General features: G+C 59.4%; 12 protein-coding genes. 3 read left to right on the top strand and 9 right to left on the bottom strand.

The features are described 5' to 3' along the window. Positions 1-3: 3 nt before the first annotated feature. Positions 4-1,197: an FAD-dependent oxidoreductase gene (locus H4N61_RS14280; RefSeq protein ID WP_169195413.1), complete on the top strand. Its 1,194-nt coding sequence runs from the start codon at positions 4-6 to the stop codon at positions 1,195-1,197. A 24-nt stretch (positions 1,198-1,221) separates the two neighbouring features. After that, on the top strand, positions 1,222-2,295 hold the full coding sequence (locus H4N61_RS14275; protein ID WP_182394329.1) for an NAD/NADP-dependent octopine/nopaline dehydrogenase family protein: 1,074 nt from the start codon (positions 1,222-1,224) through the stop codon (positions 2,293-2,295). A 154-nt stretch (positions 2,296-2,449) separates the two neighbouring features. Here the strand turns inward: H4N61_RS14275 and H4N61_RS14270 are convergent, their stop codons facing one another. The 7 genes from H4N61_RS14270 to H4N61_RS14240 form a co-directional block, all read right to left on the bottom strand. Next, a complete protein-coding gene (locus H4N61_RS14270; protein WP_182394328.1) occupies positions 2,450-3,592 on the bottom strand; it encodes an MFS transporter in 1,143 nt (380 codons plus the stop codon). Between the two features lie 166 nt (positions 3,593-3,758). Then, positions 3,759-5,417: an ABC transporter ATP-binding protein gene (locus H4N61_RS14265; RefSeq protein WP_182394327.1), complete on the bottom strand. Its 1,659-nt coding sequence runs from the start codon at positions 5,415-5,417 to the stop codon at positions 3,759-3,761. Beyond that, on the bottom strand, positions 5,414-6,841 hold the full coding sequence (locus H4N61_RS14260) for an MFS transporter (protein WP_199368567.1): 1,428 nt from the start codon (positions 6,839-6,841) through the stop codon (positions 5,414-5,416). The genes H4N61_RS14265 and H4N61_RS14260 overlap by 4 nt, the downstream gene beginning before the upstream one ends. A gap of 8 nt (positions 6,842-6,849) precedes the next feature. Beyond that, on the bottom strand, positions 6,850-7,509 hold the full coding sequence (locus tag H4N61_RS14255) for an isochorismatase family cysteine hydrolase (protein ID WP_169195417.1): 660 nt from the start codon (positions 7,507-7,509) through the stop codon (positions 6,850-6,852). 25 nt (positions 7,510-7,534) lie between these two features. Then, the gene (locus tag H4N61_RS14250) at positions 7,535-9,016 is read right to left on the bottom strand and encodes an ABC transporter substrate-binding protein (protein WP_182394326.1); all 1,482 of its coding nucleotides are present in this window, start codon (positions 9,014-9,016) and stop codon (positions 7,535-7,537) included. Between the two features lie 47 nt (positions 9,017-9,063). Continuing rightward, positions 9,064-9,921, bottom strand: a complete 858-nt coding sequence (locus H4N61_RS14245) for an ABC transporter permease (RefSeq protein ID WP_182394325.1) — start codon at positions 9,919-9,921, stop codon at positions 9,064-9,066. After that, positions 9,918-10,835, bottom strand: a complete 918-nt coding sequence (locus H4N61_RS14240; RefSeq protein WP_169195420.1) for an ABC transporter permease — start codon at positions 10,833-10,835, stop codon at positions 9,918-9,920. The genes H4N61_RS14245 and H4N61_RS14240 overlap by 4 nt, the downstream gene beginning before the upstream one ends. Positions 10,836-11,011: 176 nt before the next feature. On the opposite strand from H4N61_RS14240, the gene H4N61_RS14235 reads away from it, so the two are divergent. After that, positions 11,012-11,731 carry a FadR/GntR family transcriptional regulator gene (locus tag H4N61_RS14235; RefSeq protein ID WP_169195421.1) on the top strand — a complete coding sequence of 240 codons (720 nt, stop codon included), beginning with the start codon at positions 11,012-11,014 and terminating at the stop codon, positions 11,729-11,731. Here H4N61_RS14235 and H4N61_RS14230 read toward each other — a convergent pair. Continuing rightward, positions 11,728-12,165 (bottom strand): flagellar biosynthesis repressor FlbT, encoded by a 438-nt coding sequence (locus H4N61_RS14230; RefSeq protein WP_169195422.1) that lies wholly within the window; start codon positions 12,163-12,165, stop codon positions 11,728-11,730. The two genes, H4N61_RS14235 and H4N61_RS14230, sit on opposite strands and share 4 nt — an antisense overlap. A 5-nt stretch (positions 12,166-12,170) precedes the next feature. After that, on the bottom strand, positions 12,171-13,082 hold the full coding sequence (locus tag H4N61_RS14225; RefSeq protein WP_182394324.1) for a flagellin: 912 nt from the start codon (positions 13,080-13,082) through the stop codon (positions 12,171-12,173). Position 13,083 lies beyond the last annotated feature (1 nt).

The raw sequence follows: 13,083 nt of genomic DNA, 5'->3' as shown, positions 1-13,083 counted from the left end.
GGCATGACACAATCGATCGTAATCATTGGTGGTGGCTTGGCGGGTTATGCGCTGGCCACGGCTCTCCGCAAAGCCTCGGCTGATACTGCTCTGACGGTGATTTCTGAGGAAGCGTATGCGCCTTACGATCGGCCGCCGCTGAGCAAGGCGGTGCTGCTGGCGGATGTACCCGCGCCGCCCTATCTGCTCCCTCCGGAGGCTTGGGCGGAGCGCAATATTGCGCTTCTACTCGATAGCCGGGTTGCCGAGATCAATCGCGCAGAGCGTGTGGTGGTGCTGCAATCGGGGCAGACGCTGGCCTATGATCAGTTGATCCTCGCAACGGGCGGAAGCCCAAGGCGGCTTGCTGTTCCGGGCTCGGAGCATGTGGCCTATCTGCGCAGTTTTGAGGATGCTCTGGCAATCCGCCAAAAGCTGACGGCGGGGTCTTCGCTCGTCTGCATTGGCGCCGGGGTGATTAGTCTTGAACTGGCTTCCGTGGCGCGAGACCTCGGGGTGCACGTGCATGTCGTTGAAGCCACCTCGAGCGTAATGGGGCGATTGCTGCCAGCGCCTGAGCGTGACTTTTTCCAAGCGGCCCATGTCGAGCGTGGCGTCGCGTTTCACTTTAACGCCGGTCTTTCCTCGATTGAGGCGAAAGAGGCGGGCTATCAGCTGGTCTTGGCTGATGGGCAGGCGCTTGAGGCTGGTCTAATCGTCGCGGGCATCGGCATGTCGCCCAATACCGAACTGGCCACTGCGGCGGGGCTCGCGGTCGGTCGCGGGATCATTGTTGATACTTACGGTCAGACGTCCGATCCGGCGATCTATGCGCTGGGCGATGTTGCCGAGTTCTTCCATGACGGCTCCAAAACGCACGCAATGCTTGAGACCTGGTACAACGCCATGGACCACGCTGCGGCCATGGCGAAAACGCTGTCTGGCACGCCGACAGTCTATGCGCCGACAACACGGTTTTGGACCGATCAGTTCGGCCGCAATTTCCAGATGGCTGGCAATGCCGCTCTGGCCACGCAGGTGGTTGAAGAAGGCGACCGTGCGGACGGGAAGTTCTCGGCCCTTTACCTCAATGACGATGGGGTGATCGTGTTTGCGATGAGTGCTGACGACCCGCGACGGCTGCGTATGGCGCTCAAATCCATCCAAGCAGGCGAGGTCTATGGCGATCTCTCCAAGGCGAAGCGCCTCAACTCGTAAACTCAAATCTAGGAACACTTTGTCATGACGAAAGTCGCTATCGCAGGCGCTGGTGCCGTTGGTTTTACGTCCGCCTGTTTGCTCCGCCTCCTCGGCAATGACGTTACGCTCTGGTCGCCGTCGGGTCGTGGGACCATGGGTCTGCGCGAGAACAATAAGATCACCACGACGGGCAGCGTGAACGGCACGTTCGATGTGAATTTCGTCGAAGACCCAAAGCTTCTGGTCGAGTCCGCCAAGCTGATCCTGATCGCTATTCCGGCCTATGGTCAGCGCTCGATTTTCAATCAGCTGGTGCCCTATTTGACCGATGAGCACACCGTGCTGATCACCGGTGGTCAAATGGGTCTGGGCGATCTCTACCTCTCCAAGCTCTTGGCTGATGCGGGCAAGAAGACCCTGATTGCTGTGCTCAATGGTCCAATGACCATGGGTCGTAAGCTTGGGCCAAATGACGCTGTGCAAGTGCCACCAAAGAAGATGGCGCGCATTTCAGCCATCCCTGCTGACCAGACTGACCGCGCTATCGCTGTTGTCTCGGAAGCCTTTGGTGACCGCTTCAAGGGCTTTGGCAGCGCCTTGGAAGTTGGCCTGATGGCCATGGGCGGCATTGTTCACTCCGGCCTTGTGATGGGCAATATCACCCGCATGGAAGAGGGTGAGGAATGGTGCGGCTATTACTACGTCACCGAGTCCATCAGTCGCCTGATCAATGCGCTCGACCAAGACCGCCGCGCTGTCGCCAAGGCCTTTGGCATCGATAGCCCAAGCGCTGCTGGGCTTTTCACCCAGGGTCAGCGTCCTGACGCGACTGTTCGTGAAGTGCTGTTCCCACTGACCTACGAACGCACCTTCCGCAATGGTCCGCGCAAGATCGAGCACCGCTATGTTGAGGAAGAGATTCCGTACAACCTTGTAACGCTTGAACGTTTTGGCCGCATTGCGGGCATTCAGACGCCAAATGTGACACGTGTCATCGACATGTATCAAATCATGCGCGATCGCGACTATCGCACCAAAAACACCATGGCCGTGGCGCTGGGTATCGACGAGCTGTCGGTCGATCAGATCAATCAGAAGTTCACTCAGGGCTTTTAAGCTTTTTGCCAGCGGCCGCACTGTGGGCGCTGGCGACTTACCCTGAATATCTGTCGCATAATGAGAAGCTGACCACGGACTGTGGCCAGCTTCTAACTTTTTGAGTGACTTGGTATTGGCAGAAAGGCCATCAGCGATAAGGCGCTTTGGCGTATCAGGGTGATGTTGGTGTCGCGCTGTTGTTTTCTGTACGGACGAGGATGAGAGCGACGCAAGCCGCGAAGATGCAGGCTATGCTGGTGCATAAGAATACCAGAGCACTGTCGAGGGCGTGAAGCTGTCCGGCGACGAGGATGAAGAGGGCCGAGATGAGCCCTGTCCCAGCGGCATAGGTGCCGGTCGCACTCGAGAGTGCTTCGACCGGGATGTTGCGGCGCATATAGGTGGCGACGCCGATTTGGGTCATGGCCAGCGAACCAGTTTGCAAGAGCTGCATGAAGAGCGTGGGGTAGAGATCTGCCGAATAGGCGAAGGTGCCCCAGCGCAGAACGCTTGCTATGGTGCCAATGGCGATAATTTTGCCAGCAGTGAGGCGTGCGGAGACGCGGCTTGAGAGCGCGAAGGCGAATACTTCGGCGCCGACGCCAAGCGCCCAAAACGCGCCAATGGCGAGTGTTGAGTGGCCAGCCTCGATCCAGCGGAACGTGCTGTAGGCGTAGAAGACGCCATGGCAGGATTGCGCGATTGCGGCGCTGCCGACGAGCAGCAAGAAACTGCGGTTGCGAATGGCGGTGCTGATTGTGGCAAGCGAGGTCGCTTGATCGCGGGTGCGGGTTCTGCGCGGCAGGGCGCTGGCCAGTACGGCTTGGCACACCAGAACAACGCTGACCAAGACGATGACGGCCGCTGTGCCCTGCCAATCGATCAGATAGCCACACAGAAGCGTGGTGACGACAACAGCGCCAGAGCCCCAAGCGCGCACCTTGCCGAACTCAAGCCGCGTGGAGGCGAGGTTGGCGAGTAGAATGGACTCGCTCAAGGGAATGAACGGAGCGCTAACGAAGCGCGAGCAGAGGAAGATACCGGCTATAGCGAGCGGCGTTGAGGCCAGCTGCAGCCCGGCATTGGCGAGCAGGGCAAGAGCGATGAGGCCAAGGAGGATGACTTTGGCTTGCCCTGTTTTGTCAGCCAATCCGCCAACGATGGGATTGATCAATACTGCCAATAGGGCCCCGGCGGCAGTGATGGTTCCGATGTCTTGGATGCTGAGGCCTTCAGACTGCAGCCACAGCGGCATGAAACTTATCCCAATTGCGATTTGGGCATAGAGAGCAAAATAATAGGCGTAGAACGACATAATACAAAAACTGCCCTGACCGCATGGCCGGTATCGTATTGCATCCTCTGATTAAGTCAGCATGGCAAAAAGAGATATTTGCCGGTCGTAGAGCGAATATTTTTTGGCGAAAATCTCGTCACCGCGCCTGACGGCTGCGCCGGGGCGCAGCCGTGGTGGAGGGTGATCAGCTTGCCGCTTTGAGCGCGTGGCTTGGCGGCGCTGCACCGGGAATGGAGGCGATCAGCTCGCGGGTATAGGCGTGCTGCGGATTGAGGAAAATGTCGTCGGGTGTGCCAGACTCGACGATAGCGCCCGCTTTCATCACATGCACCTGATGGGCGATCATGCGGACGACGGCGAGGTTGTGGCTGATGAAGAGATAGGAGAGGCCCAGCTCTTCTTGCAGCTTGGCCAGCAGAATGAGGATTTGTTCCTGCACCAGCACATCGAGGGCGGATACCGCTTCGTCGAGGACGACGAGTTCGGGCTTTAGGGCGAGGGCGCGGGCAATGCCGACGCGCTGGCTCTGGCCGCCCGAAATTTCAGCAGGGCGACGATCGGCAAGGGCTGCGGGCAGGGCAACTTGCTGCAAAAGCTCATCCACGCGATCGCGGCGTTCGGCGGCGGTGCCGATGCCGTGCAGGATCATCGGTTCTTCGACGGATTGGCGGACGGTGTAACGCGCGTCGAGCGAGCCGAAGGGGTTTTGGAAGACGGGCTGCACGCGGCGGCGGAAGTCGAACAGGTCTTTGCCGCGCAAATGGGTGATGGTGCCGCTGTCAAAGACGATGTCGCCCGAGGTGGGCTCTTCGATTTTGAGCAGCATCTTGGCGGTGGTGGATTTGCCTGAGCCGGACTCCCCGACCACAGCGACGGTCTGTCCGCGCTGGATGGTGAAGGAGGAGTTTTGGACGGCGGTGAAATCGGCGCCCTTGGAGAACATGCCCTGACGGCCGGGATAGATTTTTTGGACGGCGACAAGCTCTACGAGGGGTCGACGGCTTGTGTCTTGGGTCGTGGGGAAAGGCTTGACCAGCGGTGGCGTGACCATGGTTGGCACGGCGGCGATCAAGCGGCGGGTATATTCGTGTTGCGGATTGGCCATAACCTCGGCGGCCGTGCCGGTTTCAACGACATCACCACGATACATCACCACCACATCGTCACAGCGCTCTGCGGCGAGGGCGAGATCGTGGGTGATGAGGATGAGGGCGGTCCCCAACTGCTGGGTGAGGCTCTCGAGCTCTTCGAGAATGACCTTTTGCACCGTGACGTCGAGCGCGCTGGTGGGTTCGTCGGCGATCAAGAGGCGCGGGCGGCAGGCAAGGCCCATGGCGATGAGGACGCGCTGGCGCATGCCGCCGGAAAGCTCATGCGGATATTGGCGGGCGCGGCGGGCGGGCTCATTGATGCCAACCATGTCGAGCAGTTCGACGGCACGGTTGAACGCTTGGGTGCTATTGGCCTGACCATGGACTTCGAGCGCTTCGGCGATCTGGGTGCCGACGCGCTGAAGAGGGTTGAGATTGGTCATCGGGTCCTGCGGGACGAGACCGATGCTCTTGCCGCGCAGGGCGCGCAGACCCTTTTGGTCAAGCTTGGTGACGTCCTGACCATCAAAGAAAATCTCGCCAGTGGAGACGCGGCCATTATCGGCCAGAAGGCCATTGATGGCGGCAGCAATGGTGGATTTGCCGGACCCGGACTCGCCAACGATGGCCAGTTTTCGGCCTGCGGGCAGGGTGAGATTGAAATTGCGGACGGCAGTAACGGGGCCGCGCGAGGTCTCAAATTCGATGGACACATCGCGAAGAACGAGCAGTGGGTTCGAGCTTTCAGTCATGACAATGTCTCCTGCGAAAGGGGTGCGGAATTGAGGGTTTTGGTGCTGAGAGCGAGGATGAGCGCGATCAGCGTGGACACGCCGCCAAGGCCGAAGAGCCAGTAAAAGCCTTCGGGGCCAGAGGGGGTGACGTAATCAAGGTGGAGCGCAACGATAACGGCTCCGGCGACGCTAGCAGCGGCCGCCCCCATCTGGCGGCTGAGCATATTGAAGCCATTGCTGGCGCCGAGCTTGTCGGTGGGGGTCGCGCTCATCAGGGCCACGGGCAGGGCTGCGAAGGCAAAGGAAATGCCGCCGGAGAGGAACATGGTCGAGAGCGCCACGTAGATGGAGTTATCGAGATAAAAACAGCGCGCCAGAAAGGCTGCGATGGAGACGGCTATGCCGGTGGCGATTGCGGCGCGGACACCTGAACGGACGACCATGAGCCCGGCCAAGGGCGGCGCGACAATGGCGATGAGGCTGGCGGGCAATTGCACAAAGCCGGTGGTGAGGACGGTGCCGCCAAGGCCAACGCCATTGTGCATGGGCATTTGGCTGATGGTGATGGTGCCGGTGAAGCTGAGGAAGAAGCCGAAACCGAGGAAGAGTGCGATGAGGTGGCTGGTCGAGACGGCCGGAACCCGCAGGAGGCTTAGATCCACAAAAGGTTGTGGCGTGCGGTTCTGGTGCCAGACCCAAGCACAGAGAAGCGCAGCGGCGATGATGAGCAGGGTGGCGCTCATGGGAATGGACATTTCGCCATCGGCAGCCAGGCTCAACGGCAAAAGAATGAGGGTAAGGATCAGGCCAAGGCCCAGCGCGCCGGTGAGATCAAAGCGCTGCTTTGAGATGGGGGCGACGGAGGGGACGACGACCCAGAGGAGAAGGGTTGCGAGGACGGCGGAGCCGCCCATGATCCAGAATAGGGTTTGCCAGGTGCCGAAGGAGACGATGAAGCCCGCTAAAGGCACGCCCAAGCTCGTGCCAATGCCGATGGTGCCGCCGATGATGCCGACGGCCATGGGCAGGCCTTCGACATGCCAGAGGCGACGCAACATGGCCATTGAGAGGCCGACGATGCCGACAGAAAAGCCCTGCAGGACGCGCCCGATGATCATGGTAGTGAAATCGGTGGCGAGGGCGGAGATGAAAGAGCCAATGGCCAAGGCGATCAGCGAGAGCATGATCATCGACTTGAGGCCAAAACGGTCACCCAGCCAGCCAACCAAGGGGGCGCCGATGGCCCCGACCAGCATGGTCGATGTCGCCACCCAAGAAGCGGCGGCGATGGAGACGTTGAACATCGAGGGAAAGAGCGGAAGCAGGGGCAGCACAAGGGTCTGCATCAGGGCACCGATGACCCCGGCAAACCCAAGCGCCACCAAGATTGCCGGCCGGGCCAAAGATTGGCCCGACCCTGCTGAGCGTGAAAGTGAAGACACAAGTGTTCCTAAGCAGCGTCGCTTGCAGAAGTCGCTGCCCAAGAGCGGGCGATGTCGGCGACGTTGACGACGTTGGCGAAGGACCAAGCCATGCCGAAAAGGGCATAGTGCTTACGCTCTGGGAGGAACTCGGCGACAGCATCGGCAACAACGAAGGTGCCATAGTCGCGCTGGCCTGCGTCGCGGACGGTGGTTTCCACGCAGATATTGGCGGTGACGCCGCAGACGATGACGTTGCGGACGCCCATGCCGGTGAGCACTGGCTCAAGGCGGGTGCCGTAGAAGGAGCTTGGACGGGACTTGTCGATGACAACTTCATCGGGCTGTACGTTCAGCTCTGGGATGATCTCGATTTCGGCAGTTCCGTAGCCAAGCGAATTGGTGGACTTACGGGCTTCTGGGTTCGCACCGTATTTGCGACCGAAATCGACCATGCCGGGGGAGTAAACGTAGCGGGTGAAGATCACCGGCACGCCATTGGCGCGGGCAAGGTTGACCAGCTCGATGGTGCCCGGAATGGCTTCACGCAAAGGGGTGACGTCGAAACCGGCCTGACCCAGGCTATCGTTATTGTCGAAGAAGGCGCGCTGCATATCGACAACGATTACGGCGGTTTCGTGCTTTGGAACGTCGCCGGTGTATTCGCGGATTGGGTGGAGTTCAGCCATTTAATATCCCTCTGAAATCAGTGAATTAGTTGAAAACGATCATGCCATCGGGACGCGGGGACCATTCGACGTCTGGGGTGACAGCGTAGGAATAGGTGTCCACGAACAGCGGTGCGTAGAAGGTGTTTTCGGTAACGATGGTGCTGATCTGAGCCAGTGTTGCGGCGCGTGCGTTCTGGGCTGCAGTGCCGACCTGAACGTCGAGCAGAGCGTCGATGTCAGCATTGTTGGCATAGCCCTGACCGCCAGAGCGGAGCAGCATGTTGAAGGGCAGGTCCGCGTCCATCACCGATGGGGCAAAGGCGTGGAGGTAGAAGCCACCGAGCGAGGCTGAGAACCACGAATTGGAGAAGGTGTTGGCTTCTTGCGGGTCGAGGGTCACGGTGATGCCCGCTTCGCCGAGGAAGAAGGCGATGGCCTGTGCAACCTGATCAATCTGCGGCAGACCAGTATTTGGGTAGGTCAGGGGGATGGCCGTGCCGTCATAGCCAGCTTCGGCAACTAGAGCCTTGGCCTGATCGAGATTGTAGGTCGTGGGGGCGATGTCCGGGCTGTAGCCGAAGGACACAGGGGCGACGAGCTGGGAAGCTGGCTCGGTAGCGCCATTGAGCAGACGCGAGGACAGCAGCTGACGATCTAGCGCCAGATCGGCAGCCTTACGCAGCTTGGCATTGCTCAGCTGAGCCGTGGTGGCGTTAAAGCCCAGATAGACAACGCGGTTGGACTGCTGGTGTACAACCTTGGCGCTGCCCGAGCCTTCAACGGCTGGAACACTGGATGGACCAAGAAGGGCAATGTCGAGATCGCCGGACTGAACCGAGTTGGCGCGGGTGGTCTCATCGGGAACCGGCTGGAAGATGACGGTTTCGTAGGTACCCTTATTGCCCCAATAGGCGTCGAAGCGCTGAAGAGTGATGGTGTCGCTATTGGCCCAGTTTTCGACGGAGTATGGGCCGCTGCCGATGGGCTTGCGGGCATAGGCTTCGGCGCCCATGGTCTCAAACGCGGCCTTGGAAATGATCGGGATCAGCGTCGTCTGACGGTCGAACGGTGCATATGGGATTTTCAGCGAGAAGATGATGCGGTTGCCTTCCGCGCTGATGCTTTCGACCGTTGAGACATAGCCACCCAGACGCGAGGTCTTGTCGGTCATGGCTGTTTCATAGGTGAAGAGCACGTCTTCAGCGGTGACAGGCGAACCGTCGTGGAAGGTGGCGCCTTCACGCAGGTTGAAGGTCCAAGTCTTGAGGTCTTCCGAAGCTGCCCACGCGTCAGCCAAGCGCGGAACAACAGCGCCCGAGGCGTCAATGCCGGTCAGCTGATCAAAGACGTTATAGAAAACGTTCAAAGCTGGCAGGCTGGTGTCGTAGATCGGGTTGAGGCTGACAGGCTCGGCGACCAGTGCGGCGGTGACGCTGGTCTTGTCGGCAGCGAAGGCTGGTGACAGCGCAGTCATGGCGAGAAGGGCAGTGGTCGTTGCCAGCAGGGTGCGACGTGAGAGGATCATAGTGTTCTCCAGTGTTGGGTAGGTGGAGGAAACGGAAGGGCGGAAGCTCAACCGCGAGACGGGGCGCGATTGAGGGATTGGGAGGCGAACTGAATGCCGCCGATGAGGAAGAAGATGACCAAGGCCGGCAGGAGGGTGAGCGGCAAATTGGTCTGCAGATAACGCTGACCTTCGCTGATCATCAGACCCAGGCTCGGGGTCGGAGGCTGGATGCCCAGACCAATGAAGCTGAGGGAGGATTCAACGGTGATGATGACGCCGACATCGAAAGCGGCGAGCACGAGCACAGCGGGCAGAACATTGGGCAGGAGATGCTTGCGCATGATCCACCAGCTGGAGCCACCGGCCGTAGTGACGGCGGTGATGAATTCGCGCTCCCGCAGCGAGATGACCTGAGCCCGGACGACGCGACCATAACCGACCCAGTTGACGCAACCGAGGAGGATCACCAGCAAAAGCGGGCTTGAGCCGAGGGCGGCGACCAGAACGATGAGCAGAAGAACAGTTGGGATAGCCAATTGCACATTGCCCAGCGCCATGAGGAGGCTGTCGACCGGGCCGCGCATCCAACCGGCCAAGAGGCCAATGACGATGCCGATGACGGCCGAGATGCACACGGCACCTAGAGCGACCAGAACAGAGACACTGGCCGCGACCGACAGGCGGCTCAGGATATCGCGGCCCAGAGCGTCGGTGCCCAGCGGGTGCGCCGGATTGGTGAAGGCGGGTTCGAGCGCAAAGAACAGGCTCTGCTTATTGGGATCAAACCCGGACCACAGGGGCACCAAGGCCATGAGCGCCAGAACACCGGCGAGCATGATGATTGCGATCCAAAGAGAAAAGGGCAGGCGGGGCAGGCGGATAGTTTTGGTGGTCTTTTCGGGCGTGACAGATGTTGGGGTCATGAGAGCCTCACGCGCGGATCGAGGACCGCATAGAGAATGTCGACTACGATGTTGATGAGGATGAACACAGCAGCGGTGACGACCACGCCGGCCTGCACGATGGGGTAATCACGCTGGGTGACGCCCTGGACGATCAGACGTCCCATGCCCGGCCAATTGAACACCATCTCCAGCACCACAGTGCCGCCGATGAGGATGCCCAGATTGATGCCTGCGACCGTGATGACCGGCAGAATGGCATTTGGCAGCATGTGGCGGAAAACGAGGCGGTTGCGGCTGATGCCCTTGGCAATGGCCGTGCGGACCCAATCGTTACGCCGCATCTCATCAAAGAAGGTGTTGAAGAGGCGCAGGTAGAGCGCGATTTCAAATGTCGCCATGGTCAGAACTGGGATGACATAGCTGGCGGTGGAATTGCGGCCGATGGCGGGCAAGACGCCCATATTCACCGAGAGGATGAGAATGAGCAGGATGCCGAAAAGATAGGGCGGCACCGACTGGCGGAATGTTGCGACCCACAGGAGGCCGTTGCGCAGGCGACGATTGCCCGTCACTTCGCCTAAGACCGCCAGAAGCAGCGCAACGGCAAAGCCGATGACAAAGGATGTGATCGCGAGTTCTAAGGTCGCGGGGAGGCGCTCCAGCACGATTTCGAGGGCGGGACGCTGCTGACGCAGAGAGTCACCCAGATCGCCGGTGACGGCCTTCGCCATGAAGTCGAAGTATTGTTCTACAACAGGACGATTAAGCCCGAGCGTCTCGCGCATGGCATCGACATCGGCCTGTGTGGCTTGGTCTGGCAGCAGCAAACGGACCGGGTCGCCGGTCATTCGCGCCAGAAAAAACACGAAGGTAAGGATTGCCAGCAGGGTCAACAGACCCCATGCAATACGGGTGAGAATATAGCGTGGCATCGCTCGCCTCTAAATGTCCAACAATTAGAGGCTAAGGGGCTATCTCGCACCCCGGCAACAAAAAAGCTGTCCGGGAGGCGAAAAAAAGTTTAAATGATGAGCATGAAATCGTTGTGATTAAAATTTAATCGCGCGCTGTGCCGTGCAGGGCCGGAATGCTGATTTTGGGGGCTTCTTTGATAGAAAAACCAACCAAGGGTAAGGCTTTGGCCGTGCGCAAGGTGCAGAGTGCTTATTTGCAGATTGCTGAGCAATTGCGGGACTTAATCCTGCAAGGCGCGCTGCAACCGGGAGAGCAACTGCCTTCGGAGGCTCAGCTGTCTGCCAATTTTGGCGTCAGTCGGAACACTACTAGAGAGGCGCTTCGGGTGTTGAGCTCGCAGGGATTGGTGCAGACGTCGCGGGGAATCACCGGCGGCACATTCGTCGTCATTCCCGATGTGAGCTTTGTGCAGGCCAATATTGAAAACGGCCTCGGTCTCATGACCGCGGGGGAGCAGATTTCGGAAGCCGAGATTCTGGAGACTCGTCTGGCATTAGAACTGCCTGCAGCGCGTTGGGCGGCGGAGCGTCGGACAGAGCAAGACCTTGAGCGCATTCGGCTTGCGGCGCGCAGCGTTGAGCGCGGTAAGGTGCTGAGTGAGCGCACCGATCACAGTGTGGATTTCCATCAGGCCGTGATGGAGGCGGCGGGTAACCGTTTGATGGCTGTTATCGCGCCGCCAGTGTGGCGCATCTTTGCCCATTGCGCCAAGAGCAGTCCGGGGCGACCTCACCTCTGGCATGATATTGATTGTGATCATGCCGAAATTTTGGACCATATCGAAGCGCGCGAGCCCGATAAGGCAGAGGACGCAATGCGCGTCCATCTGCTGCGTTTGCGCTCGATTGATTAAGCGGCGTTGGTGCGCTGAGGAGCGAGTTTCGGCTCGGGGCCGCTCAGCATCCACTTGTCGGCAGGCGCGTTCATATCGGCAAGGTATTCCTTGGCGATTTTGATGGCGCGATAGACGTCGCCCGTCATCAGACAGCGATTGATCTCGGTGATAAAGGGGACCGAGTTCGGGTACTCGGCCAACATGTCGCCAACCACCTGGAAATACGCATCGTGATGGGTGGCGACATTGGCATCGAGATACATTTTCTGCAGCACAAGGCGCAACTGAGAGGGCGTATCCTGCGCGGTATCAGCATCCACAGCAAACTCACCCCGTAGCACGGGCACGCTCCCACTGATCAACAGCGTAGATGATCCGCGTGAGACAATCTCTACACGCGTGTCGCCGATGAGAACGCTTTCGCCGGGCTTGAGGGTGAGCTTGAGGGACATGGTTCTTACCGCAGGTAGTCGAGCAGGCTCAGATTGCTGACCTTTGCCATGGTGGCGAAGGACGCTTGCAACTGCATTTCATAGGATGTGAGGCGTACCGCCACCTGGGTGACGTCGACGTCGCGAACACCTGACAGATCCGCTTTGAACATTTCCTGGAAATCTTCTTCGCGGCGAACTGAGCGTTCGAGTGCTGCAGCATTGAGCGAGAGAGTGCCCTGCACGCCCGCTGCGTTGTTGATCGCTCCCATGATCAGGTTCAGCGAGTCATCAACGGTGGTCGCGCCAAAAACGCCGTTTGTATCGGCGATAATGGACAGCGCGCGGAAGGCCTTTTCAAAAGCTGGATCGCTCGCCGCAACGCCATAACTTACCGACTGTTCTGCCGAGACCTGAGCCGACGCCAAGGCGTCGTTGCCCATGTAGTAGTCGGTATAGGGCTGGGTAGGATCTGCAAGAGTGTAGTTGGCCAAATCGACCGGAAGAGTGGTCGTTGCGCTACCGCCGAAGAGATAGCGGCCCTCGTACTGGGAATTGAGCAGAGCACCCAATTCGGTCATCGTGAAGGATGCATTGTTGGCGAGAGATGCCCGCGTCTCGGCATCGGAATTGACGCTCTTGATGCCGGCCAACGCCACACGGAAATTGCTCAGCAGTTCGTTGACGGTGTCCATGATGCCGTACATGACGGCAACACGGCTCGACGCTTCCTGGGCTGATGCTGTGTAGGTCTGCGAGCGGGCCAGAGAGATTTCGAGATCAATCAGGACCTTGCCGCTGGCGCCATATTCACCAAGCGCGTTGGACTTAATGCCACTCGCTTGCTGCATCTGCATTTCCGCCATGCGGGACTGGGTTTGTAGGGATGCTGAGAGCATCCGGTCATTTAGAGCGAACGTCGCTACGCGCATTGCCATG

Origin of the sequence: Devosia sp. MC521 (assembly GCF_014127105.1) — a bacterium.
Lineage (GTDB): Bacteria > Pseudomonadota > Alphaproteobacteria > Rhizobiales > Devosiaceae > Devosia.
Note: the sequence above shows the minus strand (reverse complement) of the source record. Positions and strands in the feature narration are given on the sequence as shown.

Excerpts from the sequence above, each read along its gene's own strand:
- H4N61_RS14280 (WP_169195413.1), top strand. The coding sequence starts at position 4 with ATGACACAATCGATCGTAATCATTGGTGGTGGCTTGGCGGGTTATGCG.
- H4N61_RS14275 (WP_182394329.1), top strand. The coding sequence starts at position 1,222 with ATGACGAAAGTCGCTATCGCAGGCGCTGGTGCCGTTGGTTTTACGTCC.
- H4N61_RS14270 (WP_182394328.1), bottom strand. The coding sequence starts at position 3,592 with ATGTCGTTCTACGCCTATTATTTTGCTCTCTATGCCCAAATCGCAATT.
- H4N61_RS14265 (WP_182394327.1), bottom strand. The coding sequence starts at position 5,417 with ATGACTGAAAGCTCGAACCCACTGCTCGTTCTTCGCGATGTGTCCATC.
- H4N61_RS14255 (WP_169195417.1), bottom strand. The coding sequence starts at position 7,509 with ATGGCTGAACTCCACCCAATCCGCGAATACACCGGCGACGTTCCAAAG.
- H4N61_RS14250 (WP_182394326.1), bottom strand. The coding sequence starts at position 9,016 with ATGATCCTCTCACGTCGCACCCTGCTGGCAACGACCACTGCCCTTCTC.
- H4N61_RS14245 (WP_182394325.1), bottom strand. The coding sequence starts at position 9,921 with ATGACCCCAACATCTGTCACGCCCGAAAAGACCACCAAAACTATCCGC.
- H4N61_RS14240 (WP_169195420.1), bottom strand. The coding sequence starts at position 10,835 with ATGCCACGCTATATTCTCACCCGTATTGCATGGGGTCTGTTGACCCTG.
- H4N61_RS14230 (WP_169195422.1), bottom strand. The coding sequence starts at position 12,165 with ATGTCCCTCAAGCTCACCCTCAAGCCCGGCGAAAGCGTTCTCATCGGC.
- H4N61_RS14225 (WP_182394324.1), bottom strand. The coding sequence starts at position 13,082 with ATGGCAATGCGCGTAGCGACGTTCGCTCTAAATGACCGGATGCTCTCA.